Here is a 15,137-nt window from a genome sequence, read left to right as displayed (position 1 = left end):
CGGTCGCGCCAATGCGTGGGCGGTCTGTGGTGACAGCGACAGCGTACCCGTGCGCTGCGCCGTGCGTGCGCCGGCCCTGTTTTGCGCTCATGTGCCGGTGGGCGCTTCCTCGATGTCGCCCTCTGCAGCCGCGGCAATGCGGGTGGCCAGCACCTTGTCGATGGTGCGTCCGTCCATGTCCACGATCTCCAGCCGCCAACCCTCCCAGGTCACCATGTCGGCCTCTTTCGGCAGCCGACCAGTGAGCAGCATCATCATTCCGCTGAGCGTGTGGTAGCGGCCCCGCTCCTCGTCGGGCACGCTGTCGAGCAACAGGCGGTCCTTGAGCTCGGGCACCGGTATGTGTCCGTCCAGCAGCCAGCTGCCGTCTTCACGCAACATGGCCCAGGAGGTCTCGGGGTCCTTCGGGCTGAACTCGCCGGTGATGGCCTCGATCAGGTCCTGCAGCGTGACGATGCCCTGCACCTCGCCGTATTCGTCGATCACGAAAGCCATGTGCACGTCGGACTGGCGGAAGTTGTCGAGCAGCTCCATGCCGGTGATGGTTTCGGGCACGTAGAGCGGCGCCTGCAGGGGCTGGCTTTCCAGCTCGCGCAGGTCGCCTCGCAAGGCCTGGGACAGCCACTTGCGCGCGTTCACCACGCCCATCACATGGCTCATGTTGCCGCGCACCACCGGGAAGCGGGCGTGGTCGGAGGCTTCCACGCGCGCCATGTTGACGTCGAACGACTGATCGAGGTCGAGCACCACCACATCGCTGCGCGGCACCATGAGGGAGCCGATCTGGCGGTCGTCGAGCCGGAACACGTTGCGCACCATGGCGTGCTCGTGCGACTCGATCACACCCGCGGTGGTGCCCTCGGCCAGCATGGCGTGAATCTCTTCCTCGGTCACGGCGCTGAAGTTGTTTTCCTTGATGCCCAGCAGGCGCATGAGCGCACGCGTGGACACCGAAAGCAGCAGCACAAAAGGCTTGGTGGCGATCGCCAGCCAGTTGATCGGCCGCGCCACCAGGCGTGCGAGCACCTCGGGGTGCGACTGGCCCAGCCGTTTGGGCACCAGCTCTCCCACCACGATCGAAAAGTAGGTGATGACCACCACGACAAGGATCGTGGCGCCGTAGCTGCTGAACGGCTCGGCCACGCCGAGCGATGTGAGCCAGATCGACAGCGGCGCGGCCAGCGCCGCTTCACCGACGATGCCGTTGAGCACGCCGATCGAGGTGATGCCGATCTGGATGGTGGAGAGAAAGCGGGTCGGGTTCTCGCCCAGCTTCACGGCGGCTGCGGCAGCAGCGTCCCCTTCGTCAACGAGTTTTTGCAGACGCACCTTGCGGGCGGTCACCAGCGCGATCTCGGACATGGCGAACACGCCGTTGAGCAGGATCAGCGCAAAAAGTATGGCGATTTCCATGGAAAGTCAGAAAGGCTCCGGCAAGTTCAGGAATGGAGGCGCAGCGGGGCGCCACACGGCATGGGCGGAAACGCGGTCAGCCCCTGCGCCGGACCGGCCAAGGCCGGCCCTGCCTGTGCAATGGCGTTCACCCGCTCAAGCAGAGCGCCCACCGAAGGCGAAATTCACTCGTCGCGCGAACCACCCAGGCCCAGCAACATCAATAGGCTCTGGAACACATTGAACAGGCTCAGGTACACGCCCAGGGTGGCGGTGATGTAGTTGGTCTCCGAGCCGTCCTGCACGCGCTTGAGGTCGTACAGGATGAAGGCCGAGAAGATGCCGATGGCCAGCACCGCCAGGGTGATCATGAGCGCGCCCGACTGGATGAACACATTGGCCACGCCCGCCACCAGCAACATGATGGCGCCGATGAACAGGAACTTGCCCATGCTGGTGAGGTCGCGCTTGATGATGGACGACAGCATGGCCATGCCCAGAAAGATCGCGCCGGTGCCGGCGAACGCCGTCATCACCAGGCCCGCGCCGTTGGACAGGCCCAGCACCGCACCCACCAGGCGCGACAGCATGAGCCCCATGAAAAAGGTGAAGGCCAGCAGCACCGGCACACCGGCGGCCGAGTTCTTGGTCTTTTCAATGACGAACATGAAGCCAAAGGCGCCACCCAGGAACACGGCGAGGCCCATGAAGCCGGTGAGGCCTGCGGTGATGCCGGTGGCCAGGCCGACCCAGGCGCCCAACACCGTGGGAATCATCGACAGGGCGAGCAGCCAGTAGGTGTTGCGCAACACGCGGTTGCGCTCGACCAGCACGGCAGCGTTGAAGGACGGGGCAGAAAGATCGGGGGTCATGGTGATTTCCGTTCAAGGAGTGAAGACAAGGGATGGGAAAGGGGGCTGCGAACAGCAGGCCGCAACGCATCGGCGTCGGGCTCGTCGGTGGACGGGGTTGGGGGCCGCGCAGGGGCGGGCCCCGCTCAGGCCGCTGAAAAGGCCTGCTGTGGCGGACGGAGCAGGCCGTCCAGCGAAGGGGGCAAAGCGGCGCGCTGCCGGTAGCCGATGGTGGGACCGGTCTCGACCGGCGGGCGCTGCGCGGACGCGATCCGGGGCAGGCTGTCGGGGAGCTCGGGCAATTCGTCGACCAGCGCATGCGGCGCGGCGGTGTCGGCGCCGACCTGGTCTTCGGACACCACGGACACCACCACCGCAGCTTCGGCGTGAAGCACCGCCCCGGCACGGGCCTGCCCGGCCGGTGCGCCGTGCAGGCTGCCAAAAGCAAACGCGCTCACACTCAGGAAAAAGTGGAGCGCGAAGATCGCGATGAGGCAGCGGCGCATGGTCCCCCAGTATATCGGCGCGGCGGCTTGCACGCCTGCCCGGCGAGGGTGCCGGGGCTGATGGAGAATCCATGGGTTTCAACAACCTCGAATGCACCATGCCCAAGGCCTACTGGATCGCCACCTACCGATCCATCTCCGATCCCGCCGCCCTTGCCGCCTACGCCGCCCTGGCCGGCCCTGCCATTCAGGCAGCCGGAGGGCGCTTCCTCGCGCGCGGCATGCCCGCGCAGGTGTATGAGGCAGCCGTCAACCAGCGCGCGGTGCTGATCGAATTCGACAGCGTGGCGCAGGCCACAGGCGCACACGAGAGCGCGATGTACCAAGAGGCCCTCAAGGCCCTCGGCCAGGGCGCCGAGCGGGACATCCGCATCATCGAAGCGCTGGCCTGAGCCTGACGCGAGAGGCCCAGCGGGCCTCATCTGACTGCCTGCGCCCACCGCCGGTGCGGCACTTCGACGCGCCTTTGCCTGGTTCGATGTGTTCGTGATGGCCACCGCGGCGATCGGGTCGCTGCTGTGGCTGTCACACGATGGGTTGTCGGCTGCCCTGCTGGCGGCGGTTGCAACCCCTACACCAGCGGTTTGAACGGACACGGCAAAGTGCCTTTTCCTTGAGGCATCCCCTGCTGGACAGGCTCAGGCCATGAACACCGCAATGAAGGCCAGCATGAAGATCAGCAAAGCCCCCATGACGGGCAGGACGACCGGCATGTAGTGCACCACGGTGTCCAGCATGTCCTCCGCCTGCTCCTCGGTGTAGGCGCGCAACTCCGGATCGGAATAATCCAGCGGGTGTTCGGCCAAGGCGTCGTCGGGGGCGGGTTGTTTGTTTTGCACGGGGTCTCCTGGCAAGGGTTCTTTGGAAGGGTGGCAGTTCGCTGCACCTCATGCACACAGCCTGAGTGATGGAACGCTTCCCGTCAACCAGACAAGACACCGGCCATGCCGTGGTGGTGGTCCACCGGATCCGGCAGGGGCATTGCCGCCACGGCGGGTTGGACCTGCAACACCGCATCGTTCGTCAGGCGCGCATAGGCATCGCGGATCACGCCGTGGCATTCGCAGCTGTGGGCTTGCAGGCCGGCACGGTCGATGACCGACATCTGCCCCCGGCCATAGCGGATCACGCCGGCTTTCTGCAGTCGCAATGCCCCACCGGTCACGCCTTCGCGGCGCACACCCAGCATGCTGGCAATGCGCTCCTGCGTGATGTGCAGTTCACCGTCGGCCTGGCGATCGAGGTGCACCAGCAGCCAGCGCGCGAGCTGCTGGTCGAGCGAATGATGGCGGTTGCAGGCCGAGGTCTGCGACATGTGCAGGAACAGCGTGCGTGTGTAGTTGAGCAGGTGGTGCATCACATGCTCCGAGCGTTTGGCCTGGTGCGCGATCGACTGCGCGCTCATGCGGTAGCCGTGGCCGCTGCGCAGCACCAGGGCCGAGTTCTGCGCCGTCACGGTGCCGCTGGCGGTGGTGCCGTTGTTGGCGTTGCTGCTGCCCATGAAGGCGTCCACGCCCACCATGCCTTCGTTGCCCACGGCGGCCACTTCCACGGTGGAACCATCCAGCATGGTCGAGACCAGCGACACCACGGCGGTGGTGGGAAAGTACACGTGGCGCAGGCTGCCGCCAGCCTCGTGAAGGGTGCTGCCGGCGAGCATTTCGACCCACTCCAGGTGGGACTCGATGTAGCGCCAGTCGTCAAACGGCATGGCCGCCAGCAGCTGGTTCTTTTCGCGGTGGGAAATGGCAGAAGGAGTCATTGCGGTGCGCCTCATGGTTGTTCTGCGGAGCGCATCAAGGGTTCGATGTGCCTGGCCGATGAGTCAATGTAGGTTGACCCATATGGATATTCCATGTCGAAAGACACAGGCAGCCCGACCTTTACGAAACTTGTCAATCGGTTACATCCCCGGAGCGACAGACCCCGGTGGGGGGGGGTCAGACCAACGGTCGTGGAGGGGGATGCCCGTCACCATAGAGGTCGGCCAGGCGGACCAGCGCTTTGACATCTCGCAAATACAGGCGGCCGTCCTTGATTTCGTGCAGGCCCCGCTTCTCGAGTTTTCGCAAGGTCTTGTTGGTGTGCACCAGCGACAGGCCCAGCGCATCGGCGATGTGCTGCTGCGTGAGCGGCCACACCACGCCGCCCTTGCCGTTGTCGCCCTGCAGCGCGCCGGCCCGCTTGAACAGCAGGATCAACATGCTGGCAATGCGCTCTTCGGCACTGCGCCGCCCCACCGACAGCAGCGTGTCGTCCACCAGCGACTCTTCGTGCGCGGTGAGCCAGGTCACGTTGAAACCCATGGTGGGCGAGCGGCGATGGATCTCCCACAGCGCATCGCGCTGGAAGACGCAGAAGCTCGCCGAGGTCAGCGTGTCCACGCCGTGCGCCGCGGCATCACCCATCTTCTGCTGGACGCCGACGAAATCACCCGCCAGCAGAAAGGTCAGGATCTGGCGCCGGCCGTCGCTCAACGTCTTGTAGCGAAAGGCCCAGCCCTGCAGCAAGGTGTAGAGCGGCGAATCGGTCTGGCCTTCGTGGATCAGGGTCTCGCCCGCCTCCACCCGCAGCGAGCGGCGCTTGAGCGACTGGACCAGCTCGAGCTCCTCGGGGGTGTGGTCGACAAACAGCGGGAGGGGCCGCAGTGGGCACTCGGAGCAGGGCATGGCGGTTGGAGGGGCCGTGTCAGGCCATTCAAGGGAGTCCCTGGACGGAGCATTGGTGGTCATTGTTCTTGTACTGATGGAGACCAGGGCGACAGGCCGGATGTCGCGGGACACGCCGGTTCAGGCGCATGGGCCGCAAGTGTATTTCCGCGCAAGGAGAAGGGGCCAGTCTGTTCGTTTTCTCACACGTCGGCCAGAGGGTTATCGCGTGGGAAGTGTGTTTGACAGCGCACCGACCGACGCGTGGCAGCACTTTACGGTCGACAGTCTGCCCACCCTGCCGTGGTGGTGCCTCAAAAGACGCCCGAAAGCCCTCATGATTCCACCCAGTCTCCGAGACCGCAAACCCCGCCGGGTCGAGCCGAGCCGTCCGGTGAGCAATGCCATCACGCAAATGGCGGTGGACCACGACGAATTGCAACAGATGTTCACGGCCTTCGAGAACACCCGTTCGGTGAACAACAAGCGCTTTCTGGTGCGGCGCATCTGCACCACCCTGGTGGTTCACGCGCAGCTCGAGGAAGAGATCTTCTTTCCGGCGGTCGAGTCGGTGGTGCCCCAGGCCACGCCGCAACACACGGCGATAAAGGCCATGGTCGCGCATATCCAGAGTCTGGAGCCGGTGGCCGATCAGGTGGATGGGCCGATTCAGGTGCTCGCCCAGGAGATGAAGGAACACGCGTCCACGCTCCACACGAGCCTGTTCCCCCAGGTCAAGGCATCGGACATCGATCTGGTGGAACTCGGCGACCGCATGGCGCGGCGCAAGGCCGAGCTGATGGCCCAACGGGCTTGAGGGCCGGGGCTGAACGCTCAGGCCCGAACAGCGACGCCGAAGCACCGCGCGGCACCGCTCAGTGCGAGAACCGCTGCCCCGTCGGCGCTTCGCCTGCAGGAGTTGCGTTGCGCTCCTCCAGCCGGCGCACCTCCACCCGTTCGAACATCTCCAGCATCCAGGCCATGCGCTGGTTGAGCGGCCGGGTCGAGATGCCGCTGGAAAACGCGGCGCCTTCGATGGTGTGGCAGTGGTCCACGAGGTAGGCGATGGCGGCCAGCGGCGGCACCGCGGCCGAGGAGCGGCCGACCCAGCTGGACTGCAGGGACGCAGCGGCCAGCAACACCAGCTTGCGCGAGGCCGGCACCACCGCCCGCCGGGCACACGGGTCCAGGCCGTCGCGGCGCAGCTGCTGGCCGATCTCGGCGTAAATGAGGCGGGCCGCCAGAATGGCCGAGCGGCAATCCCGCGGCAGTTGTGCAATGCCGGCGGCGGCCTGCCCGTAGAGGCGATCGGCCTCATCGAGCAGGCGCCCCACCACGGTCTGCAGCCCGGGCCCACCCACCGGATCGCGCAGCCAGACATCGGCGTCGAGTCCGGCCTGCGCCATCCACTGGCGCGGCAGGTACAGGCGACCGTTGCGCGCGTCTTCGCCCACGTCGCGCGCGATGTTGGTGAGCTGCATGGCCACACCGAGTTCGCAGGCCCGGGCCAGCGCCTGCGGGCTGCGCACACCCATGATCCAGCACATCATGGCGCCCACGCTGCCGGCCACGCGTGCGCCGTAGTCGTGCACCTGCTCCAGCGTGTCGTAGCGGCGCGCCTGGGCGTCCCAGGCAAAACCGTCGAGCAGCGCCTCGAGCAACGGGCGCGGCAGTTCGTGCCGCTGCACCACCACCGCCAGCGCCCGGTCTTCCACACAATCGATCGGATCGCCCGCGTAGATGCGGTCCAGTCGGCTCAGCAGCACACGCATGGCGTCGTCGACCGCCATGTCGCCGCTGTCCACCATGTCGTCTGCCACACGGCAAAAGGCATAGAGCGCGATCGACGAGGCGCGCACCCGTGCGGGCAGCAGTCGGCTGGCGGCAAAAAACGTTCTGGAGCCGGTGCGCATGAGCGCCACGCAGGCCTGCAGGTCCTGTTCGGCGCGCGCTGATCGGGACTCAGGCCGCGGCATGGGTACGTCCATGGGTTTGTTGCCAGAGGCTGGCGGTGGGCACCACCGAATCGAGCGCCTTGGCCGACATCAGCACGCCCGGCACGCCCGCGCCGGGGTGGGTGCTGGCGCCCACCATGTACAACCCCTCCACGTCTTCGCTGCGGTTGTGGGGGCGGAACCAGGCGCTTTGCAGCAGCAGGGGCTCCAGTCCGAAAGCCGCCCCCTTGAAGGACAGCAGGCGATCGTGAAAGTCCTGCGGCGTGGTGAGCATGGACGCGCTGAGGTGTTTCTCGAAGCCGGGCAGCACGGTGCGGTCGAGCACCTCGGCGATGGCCCGGCGAAACGACTCTGCCTGCGTGGCCCAGTCGGTGCCACTGCCCAGGTGCGGCACCGGGGCCAGCGCGTAAAAGGTGTCGTGTCCGGCGGGCGCCATCGAGGCATCGCTGGCGGTGGGGCGGTGCAGGTACAGGCTGAAATCGTCGGCCAGCTTGTGGCGGCGAAAGATGTCCTTGAGCAGTTCCTTGTAACGCGGGCCGAGCAGCATCATGTGGTGCGGCACATCGGTGTACTGGCGGTCGGTGCCGAAGTACCAGACGAACAGGCTCATGGAGTAACGGCCCCGCTCGACGCGGCGGTCGGTCCAGTGGCGGCGGTGCTGCGGCTCCACCAGATGGCGGTAGGTCCAGGCGGTGTCGGCGTTCGAGACCACGATGTCGGCGCCGATGCGCTCGCCGCTGGCCAGCGTCACGCCGGTGGCCACGCCCTGGTCGACCTCGATGCGACTGACTTCGGCGTTGCAGCGAAGCACCCCGCCCTGCCCCTGCAGCAGGCTCACCAGGCCCTGCACCAGCCGCCCGGTACCGCCCACGGCCCAGTGCACACCGTACTTGCGCTCGAGCGCATTGATGAGGCTGTAGATGCAGGTCACCGAGAACGGGTTGCCCCCGATCAGCAGGCTTTGCAGGCTCATGGCCATGCGCAGCTTGGGGTGCTTGAGGTGCGCCGCCACCATCGCATGCAGGCTGCGCCAGCCGCGCATCTTCAGAATGGCCGGGCTGGCCTTGATCAGGTCGCCCACGGTATCGAAGGCCTTGTCGCCCAGGGCCTCGAAGCCCAGCCGGTAGCAGTGGTCGGCCTCGGCCATGAAACGTTCGTAGCCGGCGGCGTCCGACGGGCTGATGCGGCGCACCTCGGCGCGCATCTTGTCGGGGTCGCCGCTGTAATTGAATTCGTCGCCGTCATCAAAGCGGATGCGGTAGAACGGGTCGAGTGCGCGCAGCTCAATGTCGTCCGACAACTTGCGGCCCGCCAGTGCCCAGAGCTCCTCGAACAGGAACGGCACGGTGATGATGGTCGGGCCGGCGTCGAAGATGTGGCCGTTCTGACGGTGCACGTAGGCGCGGCCGCCGGGCGCATCGAGCTTTTCCAGCACGGTGACGCGCCAGCCCTTGGCGGCCAGGCGAACGGCAGACGCCAGGCCGCCGAATCCGCTGCCGATGATGACCGCGTGCGGCGCATCGGTTGCGGGCCGGGCGGCCGGGGAACAGGACGACGGGGGCAGGTCCCAGAGGTCTTCGGGGGTGCGAAAAGCGTTCATGCTTTTTCCGGTTTGATCGCCACGCGGGCCGGTGCCGCGGCACCCTCGCCCTGGGAGCGACCACTCGCCGGGCTGCGCGACATGGCCCAGCCCCAGAGTTTCTGCATGGGCGTGGGAAACGCCATGATCACGTGTTCGACAATCGCCAGGCCCAGCAGTGCCGCCAGCAGCACCCAGCCGGTGGTGATGAGCGCAGCGCCGCTGGCGACCTGCCACACCATCCATGCCCACACCAGGCATGAGAGGCCGACCGTCAGGTAATAGAACAGCGTGAGCGGACCGCGCTTGAAATAGCTGGCCAGGTAGGCCAGCTGGCCCGGCAGGTATTGCTCGCCGGTCTCCGGCACGCCGAGAAAGAGGTTCATCTTGGCCGAGAAGCGCATGCACCACAGCAAGGCAAAGGTGCAGATCGCCACATGGCCGCTCTGCCCTTGCTGCATCCACAGCAGCACACCGAAGTTGGCCAGCAGCGCCAGTTCGTGCCAGATCACCGCCTGCACCGACTGGGTGAAGCGCGTCCAGCCACGGGCGCCGGGCTGCAGCGGCTCGCGGCGCGGACCGGTGAGCCAGCCGGTGAGAAAGGCCATTTCGTGCCAGCTCCACAGCACGATCACGCTGGCGAACGCAAGGTAGGCGCTGGCCACGGTGGGCTCGCGCATGCTGAGGTGGGTGGTCCACAGGCTGCCGGCCAGCAGCAGGCTCAGGAACCCCAAAGACCAGGGAAACGTGGCGGGCGCGCGGCGCACCAGCCACAGAATGGCGCCAGTGCCGAACCACCAGCACAACAGCGCAAACAGCGCAGGCGCGGCGACCTCGTTCACACGGTCACCCTGCGCCTGTCGAAGGGTTCACGCAAGGGTTCGTGCGAGGGCTTGGACAAGCTCAGCCCGAACGAACAAGTGGTTCGCATCACGGCCACTACCAGACCGGCTCCATGCGGATGGCCTGCGGCAATGCCTGCTTCTTCACCGGCAACAGGTACAGGCGCCCGAAGGTGAATGCGGCCTGGACGCTGCGGAAGGCCACCTTCAGCTTGCCCACCAGCCCGCCCTGCTTCTTCGCGCGGTCCGCCGCCAGCGAGATCTCCAGCAGGCGTTCCATGCCGCGGCGGAAGGCCGGGTTGTCGATGTCGACCTCGACCGGGAACACCTGGCGGCAGATGTCGTTGGTGATGCGGAACACCTCGTAGTCGTAGGTGGTGGACTCCAGTCCCATGGCTTCGTGCAGCAGCGGGCGCGTGTGGTCGCGCACGTACATGGTGGCGTAGACGGCAAGGATGAAGAAACGGATCCAGAGCTTGTTGCCGCCCTGCAGCAGGCCGGGCTGCGAACGCATGATGAGCGCGAACGACTCCCCATGGCGGAATTCGTCGTTGCACCAGCGTTCGAACCAGCGAAAGATCGGGTGGAAGCGCTTGTCGGGGTTGCGCTCGAGCTGGCGGAAGATGGTGATGTAGCGCGCATAGCCGATCTTCTCGCTGAGGTAGGTCGCGTAGAAGATGTACTTGGGCTTGAAGTAGGTGTAAGCCTTGTTGCGCTTCAAGCTGCCCAGGTCGATGCCGAGGTTGAAGTCCTTGAGCGACTGGTTGATGAAGCCGGCATGGCGCGATTCGTCGCGCGCCATGTAGGTCATCAGCTGCTTGATGTCGGGGTTGCTGATGTTCTTGCGGATCTCGTTGTAAAGGATGCAGCCCGAAAACTCCGAGGTCAGCGAGCTGATGAGGAAGTCGAGGAATTCCTGGCGCATCTCGGGCGAGAGCTGCGGCATGAGGGTGCGCACCTCGTCGGCGAACGCGGCGTCGCGCTGGAAGTGGTCGTGGTTGTTGTCGCCCTCGTACTCTTTCATCATCACGTCCCAGTCGGCCCGCACGCTGGAGATGTCCAGCGCGTCCATGGCCTTGAAATCGGTGGTGTAGAAACGCGGTGACAGCATGGTGCTCTTCACGGCCTTGGCATTGGCGTCTTCGGCGCTCTCGACGTTGTCCATGAGCAGGGCAACGTGGTCGATGTCGGCGCTGGCGGTGGTGGTGTTCATGGAGGACTCCTGACGGTTGTCGGTTCGGTTCTTCGGAGAAGCTCAGGATGCAGGCCGGGCCCACTGAAGCTGCGAGAACACGGCCGAGTTGGTCGGACCGAAGGACTCCAGGCTCAGGCGCTGGCCGGTGGCCGTGTCGAGCAGCGTGATGCGGCCGTCCACATGGCCGGTCAGCTTGAACGGCAGGTCGGGGTTCATGCCGCTGCGCTTGCGCTCGCGGTTGAGTGCGCGCAGGCTGCCGCGCAGGAAGCCCTGCTCGCCCTGGAAGCGCGCCACTTCCTGCCGGGTGGCGGCGTCCAGCACGGCGATGTCGCCGTTGGACTGGCCGACAAAGGACAGCGAGCGTTCCCATTGAACAGCCTCGGTCGGCTGGGGCGCTGCGGCGCCATGCAGCTTCATTTGCAGGGTCACGCCCGCCAGGACCGCCAGCAGCAGGAGGCCGAGGACCCAGATCGGCCAGGGCGTGTCGCTGCCCAGGGGCGAGGGATGGTGCTGCGTGCTCATCGGGGTTCTCCGGTTGGGGCTCAGGCGGTGGCCGTCGAGATGTCGCGCTCGCGCGGCTGACGCGCCGGCGCAGTGCTGGCAGGGGAGACGGTGCCGCTGTTGCCGACGATCGCCAGCGCATCGGCGTTCTGCGCGCTCCAGGCCTGCAGGATCATCTCGCCGATCTTCTGTGCCTCGGGGACGCAGCGCAGGCTCGGCTGGGGCTGTTTGAGCAGCCACGGACGGGCGTGCGGCCAGAGGTTGAGGTAGGCAATGCGCTCCTCGCCGGCCAGGGTGAGCGCAATGTCTCCATGGCCACCGGCTTGCGGACGGATGGCGGCGGCGGCGAGTTTGCGCAACGGCAGGTTGAAGGTGAGCGTGAGCACAATGCCCACGCGCATGAGGATGCGGCGGTCGGTCAGGGTGTAGATGGTGGTGCGGGCCGAGAACCAGGCGGTCAGGGCCAGCAGGCTCAGGGCCACCGAGGCCAGCACCCCGCTGGTGAGCAGCGGCATCAGCACCGCGCCACCGGGCTCGCCCAGCAGGTACAGCCACTGCACAGCCAGCATGCCGGCGAAGTAGATCGAGAGCTTGCGCACATGAAAGGCATGGATCGCCAGCGTGCGCCAGTCGGGGCTGCCTTGCCAGAGCAGGCGCTCGCCTTGCGGCAGCGGCTCGGGCAGGCCGGGTGCAGCCTCGAATTCGTGTTCGTGGTGCGCGTTCACAGCAGCGGCTCCATGCGGTCGGGCGTCGCGTAGAGCAGACCGGCACCGTAGTACGCCATGATCTTTTCTTCCTCGAGCAAGGTGATCTGCTCGGGGTTGCGCGTCTTGGGCACGTTGGCGAACTGCGCGGCCAGGATCGCGTGCACGCTCACACCGTCCTTGCGGATGCGGGAGAAGTTGACCGGCAACAGCACCGAACCGCCGGCCTTGAGGTTCACCTCGATGTAGCGGAACATCATTTCCGACTTGTCGACCCACATGTCGTGCACCACGCCGGCCACTTCCTTGTCGGCGCCATAGACCGGCAGGCCGCGCGGGTCGGTGTCCTGGCGGGCCACGCCGTGGTCGGCCGCCGCGCGCAGCGGAACGATCTTTGCTTCGCCTTCCAGCGTCATGTCGGGGTGGTCGGCACGGGCCGCCCAGGCGCCCGGGCCCACGCCGGCCAGCAGCGGATCGCCCACCGGGTCGAGCGGTGAACCTGCCCAGTTGTGCGTTGGCGTGGCGGAGTAGGCGCCGTCGGGGCGATTCACGTCGGGCGCCAGAAAGCTGCGGCCGTCTTCGAGTTCGTAGGTCTTGGGCGTGGCGGTGGGCCAGCCCGGTGTGACCGGACCGTTCTCACGGCCCGGGTCCATCGGGTAACCCTCACGATGGCTCTCTCGCTGGAGGTAGTAGATCAACCCGAAGAAGAAGATCCAGAAGGCGTAAAGCACGAGTTGTGCAACGTCGACATACTGGGTGATTGCGCCTGTATCCATGGTGGTTCTCCTTCAATGAGGGCTGGCTCGGTGACTCGTCTTCAACGCGGGTTCAGCCTGGCAGCTCTGCCAGGCCAATCGGGTGGGGTTTGCGGGGGGTGTCCGAGGAACGTCGGCGCACCAGCGGGCCCAACGCGATGAGCACCGCGAAGAGCAGGTAGATTTCCAGGTGGAACACAAAGCTGTAGCCGGTGGCCGGCGCGTTCAGCGATTCGCCCAGCCAGCCGTTGACCGCGAGGCTGGAGACCACATCACGCAGCACACCGCCCAGGGCCATGGACAGGCCAGCCGCGGTGGCCTGCACGGCACCCCAGGCGCCGAGCACCAGGCCGGTGAGTTCGCGCTCGGGCAGGTCCATGGCGGTCAGCAGCATGCTCACCGAGAACAGGCCGCCGGCAAAGCCGATGAGCGCTGCGCCGAACTGGAACAGCAGGGCCGAATTCAAGGGCGCCGAAAAGATCACGCAGGCGAACGCCGGCAAACCGAGCAAGGCCCCGATGGCGGCCAGCCGGATGGTGTCGAGCCCGCGCGACATGAAGCGCGCCGACAGCACGAAGGCCAGCAGGGCACCACCGGCGCTCATGGCGGTGAGCGAGCTGGTGAGGCTCACGTTGAGACCCAGCACCTGGCCACCGTAGGGTTCCAGAATGATGTCCTGCATGTTGAAGGCCACGGTGCCCAGGCCGACCGTCCACAGGAAGCGCTTGATCTTCGGGATCGCCATCAGTCGCGCCCAGCTGCGCGAGAAGCCTTGCGGTTCGCGGGCACCGCGGCGCGCTTGCCGGGGCTCCTGCTTCCACAGCGAGGCGATGTTGAGCACGGCCACCATCACGGCAGCACCCTGCACCACCTGCACCAGCCGCGTGGGGCTGAAGTCGATCAGCACAAAACCCAGCAACGCGCTGCCCACGATCATGCCCACCAGCAGCGTGCTGTAGAGCAGGGCCACCACGCGCGGGCGCTTGTCTTCGGGCGACAGGTCACTGGCCAGCGCCATGCCGGCGGTCTGGGTGATCTGCATGCCGGCACCCACCAGCAGGAACGCCAACGCGGCGCCAATGCGCCCGGCCCACACGCTGGCATCGGTCACGGTCAGCAGCAACAGCGCAAACGGCATGATCGCCAGCCCGCCGAACATCAGCAGCGTGCCGATCCACATGTAGGGCATGCGCTTGAGGCCCAGTGCCGAGGGGTGCGTGTCGCTGCGGTAGCCGATCAATGCTCGCAGCGGAGCGAACACCAGCGGCAGAGCCACCGACAGCGCGACCCACCAGGCCGGCACGGCGAGCTCGACGATCATCACGCGGTTGAGCGTGCCCACCAGCAAGGCGATGGTGATGCCGATCGAGAGCTGGAAAAGAGAAAGACGCAGCAGGCGCCCCAGGGGCAGGTCGACAGAGGCCGCGTCCGCAAACGGTGCGTAGCGCCGGGTGATGTTCATCGCCCAGGCGGGGGACAGCATCCGGCTCAGGTTCACCGCGTCCACTCCCAGGCTTGAGACGTGTAGAAGCCACCGGAGACACGCTGCGTGCGGCCTTCGGTCCAGCCGGTGCCTCCCAGGCCCTGCGTCAACAGGGCGCGCAAGCGGGCTTGTGACACCGGGGTGAGCGCCGGCGAGCGGTCGCTGCTGGGAAAGAAGCGGCCCATGGCATGGGCCACGCTCAGCAGCGGGCTGCTGGGCGCGATGGTGAAGAGCACGCTGCCCCGGGTGCGCGCGGCCAGGCGCTGGATGGCGTGGGCGATGTCGGGCGTGTCGTAGTGAATGACCGAGTCCATCGCCACCACGTGGTCGAACTCACCGAGTGCGTCGTCGAGCATGTCGCCCGACAGGTAGGTGATGCTGCCGCCGCGCCCGTTGGGTGTGAGCGTGGCGTTGCGTTCACGCCCGAGTTGCACCAGCGTGGGCGACAGGTCGATGGCCACCACCTCGGCGCCGCGCTGCATGGCCTCCATGGCCAGTGCGCCGGTGCCACAGCCGGCATCGAGCAGGCGAAGGCCCTCCATGTCCTGCGGCAACCAGCCCAGCAGCGTGTTGCGCATCTCGTCGCGTCCGGCACGCACCGAGGCGCGGATGCGGCCCACCGGGGCGTTGGAGGTCAGTCGCTCCCAGGCCTTGGCGGCCGTGCGATCGAAGTAATTTTCGATCTCCGAGCGGCGCTCGATGTAGTTGGCGTTGGAGGTTTTCATG

Annotated in this window: 17 protein-coding genes; 2 read left to right on the top strand and 15 right to left on the bottom strand. The window is 66.5% G+C overall.

From position 1 onward, the window contains the following. Positions 1-87: 87 nt before the first annotated feature. From QUV35_RS03335 to QUV35_RS03325, 3 genes are all read right to left on the bottom strand, one after another. Entirely contained in the window at positions 88-1,413 is a 1,326-nt protein-coding gene (locus QUV35_RS03335) for a hemolysin family protein (protein WP_300870851.1), read from the bottom strand. Between the two features lie 164 nt (positions 1,414-1,577). Further along, a complete protein-coding gene (locus QUV35_RS03330) occupies positions 1,578-2,264 on the bottom strand; it encodes a Bax inhibitor-1 family protein (protein WP_300870849.1) in 687 nt (228 codons plus the stop codon). 125 nt (positions 2,265-2,389) lie between these two features. Further along, positions 2,390-2,749, bottom strand: coding sequence for a hypothetical protein (locus QUV35_RS03325; protein ID WP_300870847.1), 360 nt, complete (start codon positions 2,747-2,749; stop codon positions 2,390-2,392). Between the two features lie 98 nt (positions 2,750-2,847). Here QUV35_RS03325 and QUV35_RS03320 point away from each other — a divergent pair, with 98 nt between their 5' ends. Further along, entirely contained in the window at positions 2,848-3,141 is a 294-nt protein-coding gene (locus QUV35_RS03320; protein ID WP_300871067.1) for a DUF1330 domain-containing protein, read from the top strand. Positions 3,142-3,387: 246 nt separating this feature from the next. Here the strand turns inward: QUV35_RS03320 and QUV35_RS03315 are convergent, their stop codons facing one another. The 3 genes from QUV35_RS03315 to QUV35_RS03305 form a co-directional block, all read right to left on the bottom strand. After that, positions 3,388-3,588: a hypothetical protein gene (locus tag QUV35_RS03315; protein WP_300871075.1), complete on the bottom strand. Its 201-nt coding sequence runs from the start codon at positions 3,586-3,588 to the stop codon at positions 3,388-3,390. 83 nt (positions 3,589-3,671) lie between these two features. Beyond that, positions 3,672-4,511, bottom strand: a complete 840-nt coding sequence (locus QUV35_RS03310) for a Crp/Fnr family transcriptional regulator (RefSeq protein ID WP_300870845.1) — start codon at positions 4,509-4,511, stop codon at positions 3,672-3,674. Between the two features lie 178 nt (positions 4,512-4,689). Next, the gene (locus tag QUV35_RS03305) at positions 4,690-5,418 is read right to left on the bottom strand and encodes a Crp/Fnr family transcriptional regulator (RefSeq protein ID WP_300870844.1); all 729 of its coding nucleotides are present in this window, start codon (positions 5,416-5,418) and stop codon (positions 4,690-4,692) included. A gap of 316 nt (positions 5,419-5,734) precedes the next feature. Here QUV35_RS03305 and QUV35_RS03300 point away from each other — a divergent pair, with 316 nt between their 5' ends. Beyond that, a complete protein-coding gene (locus QUV35_RS03300; RefSeq protein WP_300870842.1) occupies positions 5,735-6,214 on the top strand; it encodes a hemerythrin domain-containing protein in 480 nt (159 codons plus the stop codon). A 58-nt stretch (positions 6,215-6,272) separates the two neighbouring features. Here QUV35_RS03300 and QUV35_RS03295 read toward each other — a convergent pair whose 3' ends face one another. The 9 genes from QUV35_RS03295 to bchM all read right to left on the bottom strand — a co-directional run bounded on the left by QUV35_RS03295 (position 6,273) and on the right by bchM (position 15,136). Then, on the bottom strand, positions 6,273-7,385 hold the full coding sequence (locus QUV35_RS03295; RefSeq protein WP_300870840.1) for a phytoene/squalene synthase family protein: 1,113 nt from the start codon (positions 7,383-7,385) through the stop codon (positions 6,273-6,275). After that, a complete protein-coding gene (locus QUV35_RS03290) occupies positions 7,360-8,952 on the bottom strand; it encodes a phytoene desaturase (RefSeq protein WP_300870838.1) in 1,593 nt (530 codons plus the stop codon). Before QUV35_RS03290 ends, QUV35_RS03295 begins: the two co-directional genes overlap by 26 nt. Then, the gene (puhE, locus tag QUV35_RS03285; RefSeq protein ID WP_300870836.1) at positions 8,949-9,773 is read right to left on the bottom strand and encodes a putative photosynthetic complex assembly protein PuhE; all 825 of its coding nucleotides are present in this window, start codon (positions 9,771-9,773) and stop codon (positions 8,949-8,951) included. The genes QUV35_RS03290 and puhE overlap by 4 nt, the downstream gene beginning before the upstream one ends. Before the next feature lie 97 nt (positions 9,774-9,870). Further along, a complete protein-coding gene (acsF, locus tag QUV35_RS03280) occupies positions 9,871-10,986 on the bottom strand; it encodes a magnesium-protoporphyrin IX monomethyl ester (oxidative) cyclase (RefSeq protein ID WP_300870835.1) in 1,116 nt (371 codons plus the stop codon). 42 nt (positions 10,987-11,028) lie between these two features. Beyond that, positions 11,029-11,490 carry a photosynthetic complex assembly protein PuhC gene (gene puhC, locus QUV35_RS03275; RefSeq protein WP_300870833.1) on the bottom strand — a complete coding sequence of 154 codons (462 nt, stop codon included), beginning with the start codon at positions 11,488-11,490 and terminating at the stop codon, positions 11,029-11,031. 20 nt (positions 11,491-11,510) lie between these two features. Beyond that, positions 11,511-12,194 carry a photosynthetic complex putative assembly protein PuhB gene (puhB, locus tag QUV35_RS03270; protein ID WP_300870831.1) on the bottom strand — a complete coding sequence of 228 codons (684 nt, stop codon included), beginning with the start codon at positions 12,192-12,194 and terminating at the stop codon, positions 11,511-11,513. Then, a complete protein-coding gene (gene puhA / locus QUV35_RS03265; protein WP_300870830.1) occupies positions 12,191-12,949 on the bottom strand; it encodes a photosynthetic reaction center subunit H in 759 nt (252 codons plus the stop codon). The genes puhB and puhA overlap by 4 nt, the downstream gene beginning before the upstream one ends. A 52-nt stretch (positions 12,950-13,001) precedes the next feature. Next, positions 13,002-14,426, bottom strand: a complete 1,425-nt coding sequence (locus tag QUV35_RS03260) for a BCD family MFS transporter (RefSeq protein WP_366945389.1) — start codon at positions 14,424-14,426, stop codon at positions 13,002-13,004. After that, positions 14,423-15,136 (bottom strand): magnesium protoporphyrin IX methyltransferase, encoded by a 714-nt coding sequence (gene bchM, locus QUV35_RS03255; RefSeq protein WP_300870829.1) that lies wholly within the window; start codon positions 15,134-15,136, stop codon positions 14,423-14,425. Before bchM ends, QUV35_RS03260 begins: the two co-directional genes overlap by 4 nt. Between the last annotated feature and the right edge of the window lies 1 nt (position 15,137).

Source organism: Hydrogenophaga sp. (genome assembly GCF_030373225.1).
GTDB lineage: Bacteria > Pseudomonadota > Gammaproteobacteria > Burkholderiales > Burkholderiaceae_C > Hydrogenophaga.
Note: the sequence above shows the minus strand (reverse complement) of the source record. Positions and strands in the feature narration are given on the sequence as shown.